The 15,995-nt window shown below is 72.6% G+C and carries 11 protein-coding genes; 8 read left to right on the top strand and 3 right to left on the bottom strand.

What is annotated here, in order from left to right; genetic code table 11:
- Positions 1-135: 135 nt before the first annotated feature.
- On the bottom strand, positions 136-3,282 hold the full coding sequence (locus V5P93_RS25790) for an AfsR/SARP family transcriptional regulator (RefSeq protein WP_146108191.1): 3,147 nt from the start codon (positions 3,280-3,282) through the stop codon (positions 136-138).
- Positions 3,283-3,506: 224 nt separating this feature from the next.
- On the opposite strand from V5P93_RS25790, the gene V5P93_RS25785 reads away from it, so the two are divergent.
- The 8 genes from V5P93_RS25785 to pptA all read left to right on the top strand — a co-directional run bounded on the left by V5P93_RS25785 (position 3,507) and on the right by pptA (position 14,648).
- On the top strand, positions 3,507-4,721 hold the full coding sequence (locus V5P93_RS25785) for an MFS transporter (protein WP_104481074.1): 1,215 nt from the start codon (positions 3,507-3,509) through the stop codon (positions 4,719-4,721).
- A gap of 208 nt (positions 4,722-4,929) precedes the next feature.
- Complete coding sequence (gene epsC, locus V5P93_RS25780; protein WP_104481073.1) at positions 4,930-5,553, top strand: serine O-acetyltransferase EpsC; 624 nt, start codon at positions 4,930-4,932, stop codon at positions 5,551-5,553.
- Positions 5,550-6,506 carry a PLP-dependent cysteine synthase family protein gene (locus tag V5P93_RS25775; protein WP_104481072.1) on the top strand — a complete coding sequence of 319 codons (957 nt, stop codon included), beginning with the start codon at positions 5,550-5,552 and terminating at the stop codon, positions 6,504-6,506. The genes epsC and V5P93_RS25775 overlap by 4 nt, the downstream gene beginning before the upstream one ends.
- Positions 6,503-7,783: an ATP-grasp domain-containing protein gene (locus tag V5P93_RS25770; protein ID WP_104481071.1), complete on the top strand. Its 1,281-nt coding sequence runs from the start codon at positions 6,503-6,505 to the stop codon at positions 7,781-7,783. Before V5P93_RS25775 ends, V5P93_RS25770 begins: the two co-directional genes overlap by 4 nt.
- Complete coding sequence (locus tag V5P93_RS25765) at positions 7,780-9,048, top strand: acetyl-CoA carboxylase biotin carboxylase subunit family protein (protein ID WP_104481070.1); 1,269 nt, start codon at positions 7,780-7,782, stop codon at positions 9,046-9,048. The genes V5P93_RS25770 and V5P93_RS25765 overlap by 4 nt, the downstream gene beginning before the upstream one ends.
- Positions 9,045-10,358: an MFS transporter gene (locus V5P93_RS25760; protein WP_104481069.1), complete on the top strand. Its 1,314-nt coding sequence runs from the start codon at positions 9,045-9,047 to the stop codon at positions 10,356-10,358. The genes V5P93_RS25765 and V5P93_RS25760 overlap by 4 nt, the downstream gene beginning before the upstream one ends.
- Before the next feature lie 173 nt (positions 10,359-10,531).
- Complete coding sequence (locus V5P93_RS25755) at positions 10,532-14,395, top strand: amino acid adenylation domain-containing protein (protein WP_219824076.1); 3,864 nt, start codon at positions 10,532-10,534, stop codon at positions 14,393-14,395.
- 28 nt (positions 14,396-14,423) lie between these two features.
- Positions 14,424-14,648 (top strand): tautomerase PptA, encoded by a 225-nt coding sequence (pptA, locus tag V5P93_RS25750; protein WP_104481067.1) that lies wholly within the window; start codon positions 14,424-14,426, stop codon positions 14,646-14,648.
- A 147-nt stretch (positions 14,649-14,795) separates the two neighbouring features.
- On the opposite strand, the gene V5P93_RS25745 is transcribed toward pptA, so the two are convergent.
- Positions 14,796-15,602, bottom strand: coding sequence for a proline hydroxylase (locus V5P93_RS25745; RefSeq protein WP_104481066.1), 807 nt, complete (start codon positions 15,600-15,602; stop codon positions 14,796-14,798).
- 167 nt (positions 15,603-15,769) lie between these two features.
- Positions 15,770-15,937 (bottom strand): hypothetical protein, encoded by a 168-nt coding sequence (locus V5P93_RS25740; protein ID WP_181043675.1) that lies wholly within the window; start codon positions 15,935-15,937, stop codon positions 15,770-15,772.
- Between the last annotated feature and the right edge of the window lie 58 nt (positions 15,938-15,995).

Raw genomic sequence — 15,995 nt, 5'->3', positions numbered from 1 at the left:
GCAGCGACAGCGCTCTCAGCGACAGACCGCTCGTCGACCACCCACCCGAGGGCCGCCCGTACCGGGGAAGCCCTCTCTGGGGAAGCCCGTACCGGGGAAGCCCATCCCGCCACCGCGCGCTCGGCGGTGCCCCGTTCAGAGACCGCGGTCCGCGTACCCGTCCGGCAGGCTGGTGGACGCGAGCGCCGACCGGGTCACCTCGACCTCGGCCAGCAGTTGCCCGGCCTCCTTCGACCCGAGATCGGCCAGCAGCTCGGCGGCGCGGTCCACCGCGGCCAGCGCCGCCGCCCCCGTCTCGTGCGCCTCCGACAGCGCCAGCAGGGCTTTCGCCTGCCACAGCGCCGATCCCAGCTCGTCGAACAGGGCTCGCGCCTGCTCCAGGTGCGGGGTGCCCGCGCCACCGCCGCCGCGGGCCAGCGCGATCCGGCCCAGCGCGTACAGGGCCTTCGCCTCGATCAGCCGCTCGCCCACCCGGCGCGAGAGGTCCAGCGCGTGCACCAGGGTGGTCTCGGCGTTGTCGAGCCTGCCTTCCTTGTGCCGCACCACACCCAGCCCGTAGAGCGCGTACGTCTCGCCGATGCGGTCGCCGGTGTCGCGGACGATCTGCAGCACCCGGTGCAGCGACTTGCGGGCCAGGTCGATCTGCCCGGTCGCCACGTGCAGCTCCGCCACCCGGTGCTCCACCTGCGCCTCGGCGCGCAGGCAGCGCACCTCGCGGCAGATGCGCACCGCGTCGTCGAGCAGGGCCCGCGCGACCGCGGTCTCGCCCTCCTCCAGGTGGTGCTTGGCCAGGCTGCGCAGGATGTGCGCCTCGCCGATGCGGTCGCCGACGGCGCGCATGGTGGCCAGCGCCTCGGTGTACTTGGCCAGCATCGCCCCGACGTCGCCGCGCAGCCCGTCGACGTGCGCGTGGTTGCGCAGCACCAGCGCGCGGCCGTGCTCCTGGCCCGCGCGGCTGAACTCGGCCAGCGCCTCGGTGAAGCACTCGCCCGCCTCGGCGAGCCGGGTCTGCATCATGTGCAGCGTGCCCACGGAGTACCGGGTGGCCGCCACGCCGAGCAGGTTGCCCGCGCGTTCCGCGGCGTCCAGCGCGATCCGGGCGCACTCCTGCCAGTCGTCGAAGTAGCCCTTGGACTCGAACAGCGTCACGGAGGTGAGCGCCAGGTCCCAGCACAGCTCGTCGAGCCCGGCCTGCGCGGCCTGGCGCACCGCGGTCACCAGGGACCGGCGTTCGCCGTCGAGCCAGTCGATCGGGTTCGCGGTGAGGCCGATCTCGTCCCAGGTGGCGGGTGCCCAGCGGGCCGCGACACCGTGCAGGATCGTGTAGTCACCACCGTATTCCCGCCGGTGCGCCTCCTCGGCCAGGCCCAGCCAGGCGCCCAGCAGCCGGGCCAGCGTCTCGGTGCGCTCGGTCTGGCCGGTCGACTCCCACAGCTTCTCCCAGGCGTAGACCCGGATCAGGTCGTGGAAGCGGTAGCGCGGGGCGCTCGCGTCGGCGTACTCGACGGTGTCGAGCAGCTGCGCGTCGACCAGGCTCTCCAGGATGTCCTCGGCGTCGAACATGTCGGTGTCCAGCAGGGCCGCCGCGGTCCACGCCGGGAACTCCGGCGCGCGGATCAGCGCGAACAGCTGGAACAGCCGCTGCGCCTGCGGGGGCAGGTCGCGGTAGGTGAGCCCGATGTTGGAGCGCAGCTCCAGGCCGTGGTGGGCGAACTCGTCGAGCCTGCGGGCCTCGTCGCGCAGCCTGCGCACCAGGCCGTCGATGCGCCAGTGCGTGCGGGAGGCCAGGCGGGCGCCCGCGATGCGCAGCGCCAGCGGCAGCCCGCCGCAGAAGGTGATCAGCTCGACCGCGGCCTCCGGCTCGGCCTCCACCCGCGTGGTGCCGATGATCCTGGTCAGCAGCTCCACGGACTGGTCGACGTCGAACACGTCCACGTCCACCCAGCGCGCGCCGGGCAGGCCGGACAGCCGCACCCGGCTGGTGGTGATCACCGCGCAGGTGGCGCTGCCCGGCAGCAGCGGCAGCACCTGGGCCTCGTCGGTGACGTCGTCGAGGACGAGCAGCAGCCGCTTGCCGGAAACCCGGCTGCGGTAGAGCTCCACGCGCTCGTCGAGGTCGTCGGGCACCGCGGTACCGGGCACGCCGAGCGCGCGCAAGAAGCGGGCGAGCAGCTTCGCGGTGCGGTCGTCGCCGTCGTGTGCCCGCATGTCCGCGTAGAGCTGCCCGTCGGGGAAGTGGTCGGCCACCTCGTGCGCGGCGCGCACCGCGACGCTGGACTTGCCCACGCCGCCCTTTCCCGATATGGCGACGATCGGCACCGCGTAGCGGACCTCTTCCGGATCGGCTTCCAAACCCGCGCGGATGCTCTCCACGAGGTCGTCGCGGCCGGTGAAATCGGTGATGCTGGCCGGGAGCTGCCGTGGGATCGTCAGCGGCGCCTCGGCCTGCGCGGGGGCGCCCGCGGCGGGGGACCGGTCGCCCGGCCGGTCGCCTTCGGTCGCCGCGCCACGGGTTGTGCCCGGTCTGGGCGGCGGCGCGCTCAGCGCGGGGTCGCGGTTGAGGATCGCGCGTTCGAGGTCCTGCAGTTCCTGACCGGGTTCGATGCCGATCTCCTCGATCAGCGCGGCGCGCGCGGCGCGGCCCACCTCCAGCGCCTCGGCCTGCCTGCCCGCCCGGTACAGGGCCAGCATCAGGAAGCCGTGCAACCGCTCCCGCAGCGGGTGCGCGTGCACCAGCGCGCGCAGTTCGCCGCTGATCTCCTCGTGCCTGCCCAGTTGCAGGTCGAGCCGGATGCGCTCCTCGATCACCGCGACCCGCCGGTCGTCGAGCGGTACGGCCGCGCGCCGCACCAGGTCGCTGGCCACGCCGGAGAGCGCGGAACCGCGCCACAGCGCCAGGGCCGCGCGCAGCGTGGCCGCCGCGTCCTCGACCCCGCCCGCGTCGGCCTCGGCCCGCGCGCGGGTGACCATGGCGTTGAACCGCAGGCTGTCGACGTCGTCGTCGGCCAGTTCCAGCAGGTAGCCGGGCGGTCGGGTGCGGATGGCGTCCGCGCGGCCCGCGTCGCCGAAGAGCTTGCGCAGCGCGGAGATGCAGATCTGGATCTGCCCGCGCGCGGTCGACGGCGGGGAGGCGTCCCACACCGCGTCGATGAGCTGCTCGACCGGGACCACCCGGTTGGCGTTGAGGCCGAGCACGGCCAGCACGATCCGCTGCCGCGGTCCGCCGAGGTCGAGGGTGCGCTGGTCGACGACCATCTCGATGGGCCCGAGAAGCCTCAGCACCACGTGCTCGTCCCTCCGTGTGTCCACAAGGTCCGTGTCAGTCGCGCGTGGCGGGCGGCGCGGTGTCGTGGGCCGTTTGGCTCGGTCGTACACCCCGACCAAACCGGGTGTCGGGGGTGGAAATTTTCACACTCATCCAGCGAAAGGTCACTTGGTACCACTCCACTGTGGCCGGTCCTGGTTCGCGTCCATGATTATCGCACGCGGCGTGGGGAAGGAGAGAAGTGTTCCGGAGATTCGTTCCGCCTGCTGGACCATCCAGGGGACTCGCCCTAGCCCAACTGACCAATTCCATCGGGGACGGTGCCTATTATGTCTGCTCGACGCTCTATTTCACCCGTATTGTGGGATTGTCCCCAACCCAGGTCGGGTTCGGTCTGACCCTGGGCTGGGCACTGGGCACGCTGGCGGGGGTGCCGCTCGGGCACCTCGCCGACCGGCGGGGGCCGCGCGGTGTCGCGGTGCTGCTCGCGGTGGCCACCGCGGTGGCCGTGGCGGGCTTCGCGCTGGCCCGCTCGTTCCCGGCTTTCCTGGTGGCGGCCTGCGTCTACACGGTGTGCCAGTGCGGGCTCGTGGCGTCCCGGCAGGCCCTGCTGGCGGGGGTGGTGGACGCGGCGGGCCGGACCAAGGCCCGGGCGTACCTGCAATCCACCGCCAACGCGGGGATCGCGATCGGCGCGGCGGTCGGCGGCGTCGCGCTGCAATTCGACACCGAGGCGGCCTACCTGTCGGCCTTCGCCCTCGACGCGCTGACCTTCCTGGGTGCCGCGCTGGTGCTGCGGCGGCTGCCGCTGGTGCCCGGGGTGGAACGGGCAGGCGATGGTGAACCGGCGCTGGGCGTGTTGCGCGACCGACCGTACGCGGTCATCACCGTGCTGAACTCGGTGATGATGCTGTACATGCCGCTGCTCAGCGTCGTGCTGCCGCTGTGGGTGGTCGAGCACACCGCCGCGCCGCGCTGGATGGTCGCCGGGCTCATGGTCGTCAACACCGTCACCGTGGTGCTGTTCCAGGTCTCGGTGGCCAACCGGGTGACCGACCTGGACAGCGCCGTGCGGATGGTGCGCGTGTCGGGTGTGCTGCTGCTCGCGGCGTGCGCGGTGTTCGCCCTGTCCGCCGGGGGACTGGCGGCGTGGGCGGCGGTCGCGGTGCTGCTCGCGGGCGCGCTCTTGCAGGCCGTCGGCGAGATGATGCTCGCCTCCGGCTTCTGGGAGGTCAGCTTCGGGCTGGCCCCCGAGGGCAGGCACGGGCAGTACCAGGGCTTCTTCGGCAGCGGCATCTCGGTGGCCAGGACCGTCGGGCCGCTGCTGCTGACCGCGCTGGTGATCGGGGGCGGCGCCGTCGGCTGGCTGGTGCTCGGCGGGCTGTTCCTGCTGGCCTCGCTGGCCACCGCCCCGGCTGTGGCCTGGGCCCGCCGCACCCGACCCGCGACCGTCTGACCGCGTAGTACGACGAGGCCGATGTCCGCGCCACCCAGGTGGCGCGGACATCGGCCTCTTCTGCGCTTTCAGTGCTCTGACCTGCGGGAAAGACCGCTATCGGTTCGCTATTGATGGCCGCCTCCCGGCGAAAAGCCGACCCAAAGCACCCGCGCGCACGCTGAGCGGGCCGAGGGGTTCGGCGCACGGCTGGACGGGAGGAACGCCAATGGACCGGGTCACCAGGGCCGCACCGGTAGTGGGCATCGCGCGGGAGCCGGGGCCCGGCCTGCTGCGGCTGTGCGCCGAGGACTGGGACACCGTGGTCGGGCGCGACCCGTCGATCCGCAGCCGAGCCGAGGGCCTGCTGCACCCGGCGCTGACCGCGCTGTGGGCGCACCGGATCGCGCACCGGCTGCACGGCGTCGGCCTGCGGCTGCCCGCCCGGACCCTGATGCTGCTGGTCCGCGCCGTCACCGGCGTCGAGATCCACCCGGGCGCCCGGGTCGGCAGGCGGGTGCTGATCGACCACGGCTCCGCCGTCGTCATCGGCGAGACCGCCGTGGTCGGCGACGACGTGACCATCTACCACCAGGTCACCCTCGGCGCCGTCGGCTGGTGGCGGGACAACCGCCGCCCCGACGGCGAGCGCCGCCACCCCGAGGTCGGCGACGGGGTCATCCTCGGCGCCAACGCCACCGTGCTCGGCCCGGTCCGCATCGGCCACGGCGCGGTCATCGGCGCCCAGGCGCTCATCGTCGCCGACGTGCCCGACGGCGCCACCGCGCTGGCCCCCGTCGCCACCATCACGCCCCGCCAGTCGCACCGCACCCCCCGGAGGAAAGCGTCATGACCGCCTTACTGGCCCGACAGCGGGTCGCCGAGCGCATCGACGAGCTGGTCGGGGGCACCCCGCTGCTGCGGTTGCCGTCGACCGGTGCCCGGGTGCTGGCCAAGCTGGAGTCGGCCAACCCGGCCGCCAGCGTCAAGGACCGGGCCGCGCTGTGGATGCTGCGCGGCGCCGAGCGCGACGGGCACCTGACCCCCGGGTCCGGTGTGGTCATCGAGGCCACCTCGGGCAACACCGGCATCGCGCTGGCGGCGCTGAGCGCGGCGCGCGGCTACCGGTGCGTCATCGTGCTGCCGGACAACGCCACCGCCGAGCGGATCGGGCTGCTGCGGGCGCTGGGCGCCGAGGTCGTGCAGACCCCCGCCGAGCTGCGCTACCAGGGCTGCATCGACCGCGCCCAGGAGCTGCACGACGCCACCCCCGGGTCGTGGTTCCCGCGGCAGCACGCCAACCCGGACAACCTCGCCGCGCACTACGAGTCCACCGGACCGGAGATCTGGGAGGACAGCGCGGGCAGCGTCGACATCCTGGTCTGCGGGGTCGGCACCGGCGGCACGCTCTGCGGCACCGCGCGCTACCTCAAGGAGCGGAACCCGCTGGTCCGCGCCATCGCCGTCGAGCCGGAGGGCTCGCCGGTGCTGTCGCGGGGGATCGGCGGCAGCCACGCGATCCCCGGTCTCAACGGCGGCTTCGTCGCCGACACCACCGACGTCGCGCTGATCGACGAGGTGCTCACCGTGGCGGACGCCGAGGCCGCCGACACCGCCCGGTGGCTCGCCCGCCGGGTCGGGGTGCTGGCCGGGATCTCCTCCGGCGCCGCCACCCACGCCGCGCTGCGGGTCGCCGCCCGCCCCGAGAACGCGGACAAGACCGTCGTCACCATCCTGCCCGACACCGGCGAGCGCTACCTCAGCTTCCCCGGGTCGGCCACCGCACCGAAGGGAACCGACCGATGAGCACGCTGCTGCTGGTGGGGGGCACCGACGAGACCGTCGTCAAGGCGAAGGACCTGGGCCTCGCCGTGCTGCTCCTGCAACACCCGACCAAGGTCACGCCCGTGCAGGAGGCCGCCGCCGACGTGCTGCGCGTCGTCGACTTCACCAGGTGGGCCGCGGTCGAGCCGGTCGTCGAGGAGCTGTGGGACATCCACGGGTTCGACGCCGTGGTGTCGCTGACCGAGCCCGGCCTGGACAACGCGGGCCGGATCAACGACCGCTACGGCCTCGGCGGCACCGGCCTCGACGTCACCCGCCGGTTCCGGGACAAGCTCGCCATGCGCGCGCACCTGGCCCGGCACGACCCGGACGCGGTCGGCGCGGAGCCGCTGGAGCAGCGCACCGACCTGGACGCGTTCGCCGCCCGCTACGGCTACCCGTTCATCGTCAAGCCGACCGACGCCACCGCGGGCATCGGCGTGCTGCGCGTGGACGGCCCGGCCGACCTGGACCGGGCCTGGGCGCTGGTCGCCCGGCTGCGCGGCACCCGCACCGACCGGGTGTCCACGCTGTTCGTGCTCGGCGAGTTCCTCATGGAGCAGTACCTCGACGGGCCCGAGTACAGCGTGGAGACGTTCTCCTTCGCCGGTCGGCACGTGGTCGTCGCGGTGACCGAGAAGTTCAGCGACCCGGACTGCTACGCCGAGCTGGGCCACGCCGTGCCCGCCCGGATCAGCGCCGACGACGAGGACCGGATCCGCGCCGAGGTGCCGCGGTTCCTCACCGAGATGGGCCTGCGCGACGGCGTGGCGCACACCGAGGTGCGGGTCGGCTCGCGCGGGGTCGCGGTGATCGAGAGCCACAACCGGGTGGCGGGTGACGCCATCCCGGAGCTGGTGCAGGCCGCGTACGGGGTCGACCTGGTGTCCTACTCCGTCGGCTGGCCGTTCGGGCTGGTGCCGCAGCTGCCGGACCGGCCGGTCGCGTACGCCGGGGCGAGCACCCGGGCCGTGGTCGGCGAGCCGGGCGTGGTGACCTCCGTCGACGGGGTGACCGCGGCCACCGTGCAGGACGGCGTGCTGGTCGTCCGGATCTCCGCCAAGCCCGGGGACGAGGTGCGCGCATTGCGTGACAACTGGGACCGGTTGGGCCTGGTCGCGGTCGCCGCCGAGGACACCGACGCGGCTCTCGAGGCGGCCGCGCGGCTGGTCGACGAGGTGCTCGACATCCGGGTGCAGACCCCCGCCGGGGCGCGTCGGGCGCGGGTCGCCGGGATCGCCGAGGCGGTGTCGGTGTGAGCGTCCTGGTCGTGCACCGCAACCCGTTCGAGCCCTTCCCGTACGGGTCCTGGCTGGCGGATTACCCGGGGGAGGTCATTGTGCTGGCCGCCCGGGATCGGATCCTCGCGGCGGGGGAGGCGATTCCCGCCGACCACCCCGGCGTGACGCGCCTGGAACTCCTGCCCGATTTCTCCGACGAGGAGGAACTGTTCCGAATCGCGCTCGCGTTGGCCGAGAAGTTCGAGGTCAGCGCGGTCGTCGCGCACCACGAGGGGGACGTGCTGGTCGCCGCCAGGGTGCGCGAGCACCTGGGGCTGGCCGGGGCGTGGCCCGCCGACGTGCTGCCGTACCGGGACAAGGCGCTGATGAAGCGGATGCTCGTCGCCGCGGGCATCGAGGTGGCCGAGCACGCGGTCGTGCGCGCGCCCGAGGAGGTCTGGGAGTTCGCCGACGAGCACGGCTACCCGGTCGTGGTCAAGGACGTGGCGGGGTACAACGCGATCGGTTTGCGGATCTTGCCCGAACGCGCAGACCTGGTGCCCTTCCCCGAACCCGTTCTGGTGGAGGCGTTCGTCCCGGGGCGTATGTGCCATGTGGACGGTCTGGTGGTCGGCGGCCGGATCGTGCTGGCGTGGGCGTCGCAGTACCAGTACGAGCTGTCGTCCTTCGGCACCGACCCGGGCGCCCGGATCGACCTGACCCTCGACGTCGACGACCCGCTCTCGGCGCGGCTGCTGGCCCTGGCCGAGCGGACGATCGCGGCGCTGCGCCTGACCAACGGCAGGCTCACCGAGCACGCCTTCCACGCCGAGGTCTTCCACACCCCGGACGACCGGCTCGTGGTCTGCGAGATCGGGTCCCGGCCGGGCGGGGCGAAGATCCGCGAGGTGGCGGCCGCGATCTTCGGGGTCAACCTGGGCGAGTACGTCACCCGCGCGCAGGTCGGGCTCGACCTGCCGCTGCTGGCCGACACCCTGGCCGGTGGCCCGCCGCCACGCCCCGCCCGGATGAGCGGGCAGGTGCTGATGATGAAGCGCCCCGGCGCGGTGCGGTCGGTGCCGGAGCCGCCGACCGAGCCGTGGGTGTCGAGGTTCTGGCGCTACGCCGAGCCCGGTGGGGTCATCCCACCGGCGGCCGGCTCGGCGGACTTCCTGCTCGCGGCCGTGGCCACCGGCGCGGACCGGGCGGAGGCCGAGTCGCGGCTGCGCGCCCTGGGGGCGCGGTTCGAGGCGGAGACGGTGATCGAGGCGGTCGGGGAATTCGGGGAAGGGGCGCGGTCATGAGCGGGTCGAGGACGCGGTACCTGGTCGGGATGGCGGTGGACGCGACCGGGGCGGGGCTGTACCTGCCGCTGTCGCTGCTGTACTTCCACCACGTCACCGGCATGCCCATCGCCCAGGTCGGGGTGGTCATGACGGCCGGGGCGCTGTTCGCGCTGGTCGGCAACCCGATCGCGGGCACGCTGGTGGACCGGCTGGGCGCGCGGTCGGTGGTGGTCGGCGGGTACGTGCTGCGGGCCGTCGGGTTCGCCGCCTACCCGCTGGTCGACTCGGCGACCACGATGTTCCTGGCGGTCGCCCTGGTGGCGGTCGGCGACGGCTCGTTCCCACCGTCGATCCAGGCGCTGGTCGCCGAGATCGCCGAGGGCACGGCGCGGGACAAGCTGCTGGCCGCGCAGCGCAGCATGCGCAACGCGGGCTTGGGCCTCGGCGGCCTCGCCGCGGGCGGCGCGCTGACCATCGGCAGCGACGCGGCCTACACGGGGATCGTGCTGGCCACCGGGGTCGCGTACCTGGCCGCCGCGGTGATCATCGGCACCATCCCGCTGCCCGCGCGCGGTCGGCGCGGTCGGGCCGCGATCAAGGGCGGCTACCGCGAGGTGTTCGCGAACAAGCCGTTCCTCGCCCTGGCGCTGGTCAACGTGCCGATCGCGTTCGGGTACATGGTGCTGGCGGTGGCGCTGCCGGTGTACATCACCCAGCAGCTGCACGCCGCGACCGGTCTGGTCGGCGCGCTCTACGCGGTGAACACCATCGGCATCGCGGTGCTGCAGATCCCGGTCACCCGGATGCTGGTGCGCTACCGCCGCACCCGGGCCACCGCGCTGGGCGCGCTGGTGATCGGCGCGTCGTTCGTGCTGTTCGCCTTGCTCGGCGCGGTGTCCTCGGCGACGGCGGTGCTGCTGGTCGGCTCGTTCGTGGCCACGGCGCTGTTCACCGCGGGCGAGCTGATGCACGGCGCCACCGCGTCGGCGCTGGTGTCCTCGGCCGCGCCGGTCGAGACGCGCGGGCGGCACCTGTCGGTTTACCAGTTCTCGTGGGCCATTCCCACGGCGCTGGCCCCGGCGGTGCTGACCGCGCTGCTGTCCGCGTCGGCGATCGGCATGTGGCTGGTCCTGGCCGCCGGTGTGGTCGGCTCGGCCGCCGCCATGGTGCGGCTTGAGCCGCGCTTGCCCGCGGACGCGGTGCGGCCGAAGGCGGTGGTCACCGCCGCCGTGCCGCGTCCGGTGGAAACCGTGATGGGCGAACCTGTCGTCGGTGGACCTGTTGCGGTTGAAACCATCGTGTCGGCCCGGTCGGTCTCCGTGCGTTGACGAGTCCTTTATGGACTATACGCCGGGTGCGTGAATCCGTTACCAGTTAACGGGTTCACGCACCCGGCGTTTGGTGTTTGTCCTCTACCGTGACCGATAGGCGGTCGATGGCGGACGGACAGCGTCGATCCCCAACCTTGGCGTGTAGCCGTTGTCCACGAAGGGGGTCGCACGTGAAACACACCTTGCCGCAGGTCGACGCCGTCACCGCGGGGTTCAACCGGACGCGGCGGGACCGTCCGGAGCGGACGCTGGTGCACCTGCTCGACGAACAGGTCCGGTTGCGCGGCGCCGACCCCGCCGTCCTGCGGGGCGACCAGCGGGTGACCTTCCGGGAGCTGTCCGAGCGGGCCCGCCGCCTCGGCGCGCACCTGCGCTCGCTGGGCGTGCGGCGCGACGAGTCCGTCGGCCTGTTCGTCGAGCCGTCGGTGGACCTGGTCGTCGGCGCGTGGGGGGTGCTGCACGCGGGCGGCGCGTACCTGCCGCTGGCCCCCGACTACCCCCAGGACCGGCTGCGCTACATGATCGAGGACTTCGGCGGCGGCCTGGTCCTCACCCAGGACGCGCTGGTCGAGCGGCTGTCCGCGCTGGTGCCCCCGCACACCCGGGTCGTCACCGTGGAGCAGGCCCTGGCGAGCACCGCCGAGCCGCTGACGGCCGAGGAGGAGCCGCGGCCGGGCGACCTGGCGTACGTCATCTACACCTCCGGCAGCACCGGCAAGCCCAAGGGCGCGATGATCGAGCACCGGGCCATCGCCGCGCAGCTGGCGTGGATCCGCGACGAGCACGGCATCGACGAGCGCCGCGTGCTGGTGCAGAAGACCCCGGTGAGCTTCGACGCCGCGCAGTGGGAGCTGCTCGGGGCGGCCTGCGGCGCCACGGTCGTCGTCGGGGAACCCGGTGTGCACCGGGACCCGGAGGCGTTGGTGGACACCATCAAGGCGCACGGCGTGACCACGCTGCAGTGCGTGCCGACGCTGCTGCAGGCCATGCTCGACACCGAGCGGATGGCCGAGTGCGCCACGCTCGCCCAGGTGTTCTGCGGCGGCGAGGCGCTGTCGCGGACCTTGGCGCAGCGGTTCTTCGCCGAATTCCCCGGCCGCGACCTGGTCAACCTGTACGGGCCGACCGAGTGCACCATCAACTCGTCGTCGCACCGGGTCGACCCGGCCACGGTCGCCGACGGCCCACCCACGGTGCCCATCGGCACGCCCGTGCACAACACCCAGTACCACATCCTCGACGGGGACCGGAATCCCGTGGCGGTGGGGGAGATCGGCGAGCTGTACATCGGCGGCGCCCAGCTGGCCCGGGGCTACCTGGGCAAGCCGGACCTGACCGCCGAGCGGTTCGTGCACAACCCGTTCGCCGCCGACTTCGGCTCACCGCGGCTGTACCGCACCGGGGACCTGGCGTACTGGAACCCCGACGGCACCGCGGTGTTCGTCGGCCGCACCGACAACCAGGTGAAGCTGCGCGGGTTCCGCATCGAGCTCGACGAGGTGCGGCTGGCGCTGGAGACCCACGAGTGGATCAAGCACGCGGCCGTGGTGGTGCGCGACGACCCGCGCACCGGGTTCCAGAACCTGGTCGCCTTCGTGGAGCTGAACCCGCGCGAAGCCGCGCTGATGGACCAGGGCGCGCACGGCTCGCACCACCAGTCCAAGGCCAGCAGGCTGCAGATCCGCGCGCAGCTGTCCAACCCGGGCGTGCGGGAGCCGTCGGAGCTGCGCCGGAAGTCCGCAGTGGACTTACCGGGCGCGGAAGCGACGCCGCTGCAACGCCGGGCCGTGTTCGCCCGCAAGTCGTACCGCTTCTACAACGGCGGTTCGGTGTCCCGGCAGGACATCCTCGACCTGCTGCTGGCCCCGCCGCCGCGCGCCGCCGCCCCGCGCGACCCGGCCGAGGTCGACCTGGCCGAGCTGGGGACGCTGCTGCGCATGTTCGGCCAGTTCCACAGCACCAAGCGGCTGCTGCCCAAGTACGGCTACGCCTCGCCGGGGTCGCTCTACGCGGCCCAGACCTACCTGGAGGTCGACGGGCTGTTCGGGCTGGCGTCCGGGTTCTACTACCACCACCCGGTCGAGCACCGGCTGTACCTGGTGCGCCCCAAGGCGACCACGTCGTTCGGCAAGCCGCGCGCCCGGCTGCACTTCGTCGGCAAGCGGCGGGCCATCGAACCGGTGTACAAGCTCAACATCCAGGAGGTGCTGGAGATCGAGGCGGGCCACATGGTCGGGCTGTGGGAGCAGATCCTGCCCGCGCACGGCCTGACCGTGCGCGCCGCGCCGTACGACCCGGCGGTCAAGGACCACCTGGAGGTCGCCGACGAGGACTACTACCTCGGCGCGTTCGGGATCGTGCCGAGCCACCCGGCGCCGGTGGCCGAGCCGGTGGACGTGTACGTGCAGGCGCACCCGGACAAGATCGCCGACCTGCCCGCCGGGCTGTACCGGCTGGCCGGGGGCGACCTGGTGCCGGAGGGCGGCGGGGTCATCGAGCGCAAGCACGTGATCGCGATCAACCAGCAGTCCTACCAGCGGGCCAGCTTCGGCATCGCGCTGGTGAGCCGGACCGCGCAGGAGTGGCGCGCCTACCTCGAGCTGGGGCGGGTGCTGCACCGGTTGCAGGGGCTGCGGTCCGGGCTGGGGCTGATGTCGTCGGGGTACAGCTCCAAGTCCGGCAACGACCTGCCCGCGCACCGCAGGCTGGTGGCGCTGCTGGAGGCGCGCGGGCTGCCGGTGGGGCCGTCGTACTTCTTCATCGGTGGCAAGATCAGCGATGAGCAGGTCCGGCACCGGGGCATGAAGGAGGACGCCGTGCACATGCGCGGCCCCACCGAGATCATCCGCGACGACCTGCGGTCCTTCCTGCCGGACTACATGATGCCGAACAAGGTCGTCGTGCTGGACCGGCTGCCGTGCACGGCCAACGGCAAGATCGACACCCGGGTGCTGGCCGAGTCGGACCTGGCCGAGGCCGACGAGGTCGACCGCCCCGTGGTCGCCCCGCGCACCGACACCGAGCGCCGGATCGGGGAGATCTGGAAGGCGCTGATGAAGGTGGAGGTCGTGTCGGTGCAGCACGACTTCTTCGAGGCGGGCGGCAACTCGCTGCTGGCGGTCGGGATCGTCAACCGGGTCAACAAGGAGTTCGGGACCTCCCTGCCGCTCCAGGTGGTCTTCGACGCGCCGACGGTGGAGGCGCTCTCGGCGGTGGTCGACGGTGGGCGCGCGGAGGAGACTTCCCGGGTCGTCCGGCTGTCCGCGGCGGGTTCGCTGGAGGCGGTGCACTGCTGGCCCGGTCTCGGCGGGTACACGATGAACCTGCGGCTGCTGGCGGCGCGGGCGGGCATCGGGCGGCCGTTCTACGGGGTGCAGGCGTTCGGGATCAACGAGGGCGAGACCGCGTACCCGGACATCGGCGAGATGGCGGCGCGGGACCTGGAGCTGATCCGCCGCAACCAGCCGCGCGGGCCGTACACGCTGTGGGGCTACTCCTTCGGCGCCCGGGTGGCGTTCGAGGCGGCGCACCAGTTGGAGCTGGCGGGGGAGCGGGTGGAGAACCTGTTCCTGCTGGCCCCGGGCTCGCCCAGGGTCGGGGATTCCCTCGACCGGGCCACGGGGTGGCGGAACCGGACGTACGTGACGATCCTGTTCTCCGTCTTCGCGGGCGCCGTCTCGGGTCCGCTGCTGGAGGAGTGCCTGCGCCGCACCCGCGACGAGACCACGTTCGTCGAGTTCATCGCGGCCCACTTCGACCACCTGGGCCTCGACCTGATCCGCCGCATCGCCCGCGTGGTGCACCGCACGTACCGCTTCGACTACACCGACGAGGAACTGGCGCGACGCCGGGTGGCGGCGCCGGTGACGGTGTTCCGGGCGCGGGGGGACCTGCCGTCCTTCGTGGACCGGAGCGCGTTGGACGTGCCGGACCTCAGGGTGGTGGACGTCGACGCGGACCACTACGGGATGCTGCGCGAGCCGTTGATCGATGAGCTGGTCCGCCGGATCAGACTGCGCCTGACCCAGTCCTGACCCCGGCCTGACCGCAGGAGGAGGAGCCATGCCGCACGTGAATGTCAAGCACTTCCCGGCCGAGCTGACCGAGGCCCAGACGGAGCGGCTGTCGACCGCGCTGACCGCGGTCATCATGGAGGCCTTCGGCTGCCAGGAGAAGGCGGTGTCGATCGCGCTGGAACCGGTGGGGCCGGAGGTCTGGACGGAGCGGGTCTACGGTCCGGAGATCACCGACCGGGCGGAACTGCTGATCCGCAAGCCCGGCTACTGACCAGTGTGGTCCTGCCACCGGCCCCCTCCGGTGGCAGGACCACACCGCCCACCGGCGTGGTGTCCACCGAACCGCGCTCGTTCACTCCACTATGGTCACTCATCGACCGGCGGTGGCGCATCGGGTGTGCGCGGGCGGGGCCGCAGGTCATCCCCACACCAGGAGTTCTCCCGAGTCCGCCATGCCCACGGAGAACCCCAAGGCGACCCGGCGCGCGCCCTGGCCCGGTCGTACGGCGTGGAAGTTGCGGGGGTCCAGCAGCAGGGCCTCGCCGACGACCGGGCGGATCAGCAGTGCCTCGGCGTCGCCGACGACGGACTCGGCGTAGCCGTAGGAGGCGTGCGGGAGCCGGAGCCGTTCGTCGTCGGGGTGCCAGCGGTGGCGCCAGATCACGGTCTCGCCGCCCCGGTCAGGGACGCTGAGGTAGAGGTTGAACGCGAACTGCGCGATCAGGTTGGCGTCCAGCAGGTTCCCGGTGAACTCCCGGATCGCGTCATCGAAGTGGATCTGGAAGCCGCCGTTCGGTTCGCGGGCCACGCCGGGGCCCATCTCGCGTCCGCCGGAGCGGCCCACCAGCACCGGGTGCGGCCAGTGCGCCCCCAACGCCGTGCGGCACCGCTCGAACGGGTCGAACGGCAGGTCCAGGTCCTGCCACATTCGTCTGCTCGCCAGCAAAGCGGTCCAGTAGCTCGGCGCGATCCGGCCGTCCGCGCGGTGGTCGCTCACCCCCACCCCGCAGCGCATGACCGCGGGCTGGATCCGGTCGGTGTCGTAGGTGTCGAACGCCCGTTCGGACAGCGCCCGCATGATCTCGGCGCACTCGTGGGCGGGGAGCAGGTCCGGGACCCGGATCGCGGCGGTGCGGCCCGCCGCGAGATCGGCGATGGCGTCCCGGTGGAACGCGGACGAGGTGACGGTGGTGAAGAAAGGGTCATGGGTTGCCGCGGAGATCATGGGCCGCTCCACATCCTCGCACTCTTTTCCGATCGTCCGATCGGTGCGGCGAAGGTAACACGGAGCGCGACCCGGCTCCACGCCCAGCTGCGCCAATGCCACTGATAGAGCAATGTAACCGGCGTGGCGGGTCCATTTTTTGTCAACAACCGCACGCGTGGTCGTGCTCAGCACCCCCGGTACATCCGCAGGTCGAGCTCCATGGCGCCGTGGTCGGCGTCGAGTGTTTCGCGGACCAGCCGCTGCGCCATTTCCAGCCGAGAGGCGGATGTCTCGTCATGGCCCGCGATTTCCCGGGCGCCGATAATCATATCTTCTGGCTTTCCTGCAACCATATCGGTTCTCCTGTCTGATGCGTCCTTGTGTCTGTCCTCGTGTCTACGCTTTCGTGTC

It is taken from the genome of Actinokineospora auranticolor, from assembly GCF_041897805.1.
Classification (GTDB): domain Bacteria; phylum Actinomycetota; class Actinomycetes; order Mycobacteriales; family Pseudonocardiaceae; genus Actinokineospora; species Actinokineospora auranticolor.
Note: the sequence above shows the minus strand (reverse complement) of the source record. Positions and strands in the feature narration are given on the sequence as shown.

Excerpts from the sequence above, each read along its gene's own strand:
- V5P93_RS25740 (WP_181043675.1), bottom strand. The coding sequence starts at position 15,937 with ATGGTTGCAGGAAAGCCAGAAGATATGATTATCGGCGCCCGGGAAATC.
- V5P93_RS25745 (WP_104481066.1), bottom strand. The coding sequence starts at position 15,602 with ATGATCTCCGCGGCAACCCATGACCCTTTCTTCACCACCGTCACCTCG.
- pptA (WP_104481067.1), top strand. The coding sequence starts at position 14,424 with ATGCCGCACGTGAATGTCAAGCACTTCCCGGCCGAGCTGACCGAGGCC.
- V5P93_RS25770 (WP_104481071.1), top strand. The coding sequence starts at position 6,503 with ATGAGCACGCTGCTGCTGGTGGGGGGCACCGACGAGACCGTCGTCAAG.
- V5P93_RS25775 (WP_104481072.1), top strand. The coding sequence starts at position 5,550 with ATGACCGCCTTACTGGCCCGACAGCGGGTCGCCGAGCGCATCGACGAG.
- epsC (WP_104481073.1), top strand. The coding sequence starts at position 4,930 with ATGGACCGGGTCACCAGGGCCGCACCGGTAGTGGGCATCGCGCGGGAG.
- V5P93_RS25760 (WP_104481069.1), top strand. The coding sequence starts at position 9,045 with ATGAGCGGGTCGAGGACGCGGTACCTGGTCGGGATGGCGGTGGACGCG.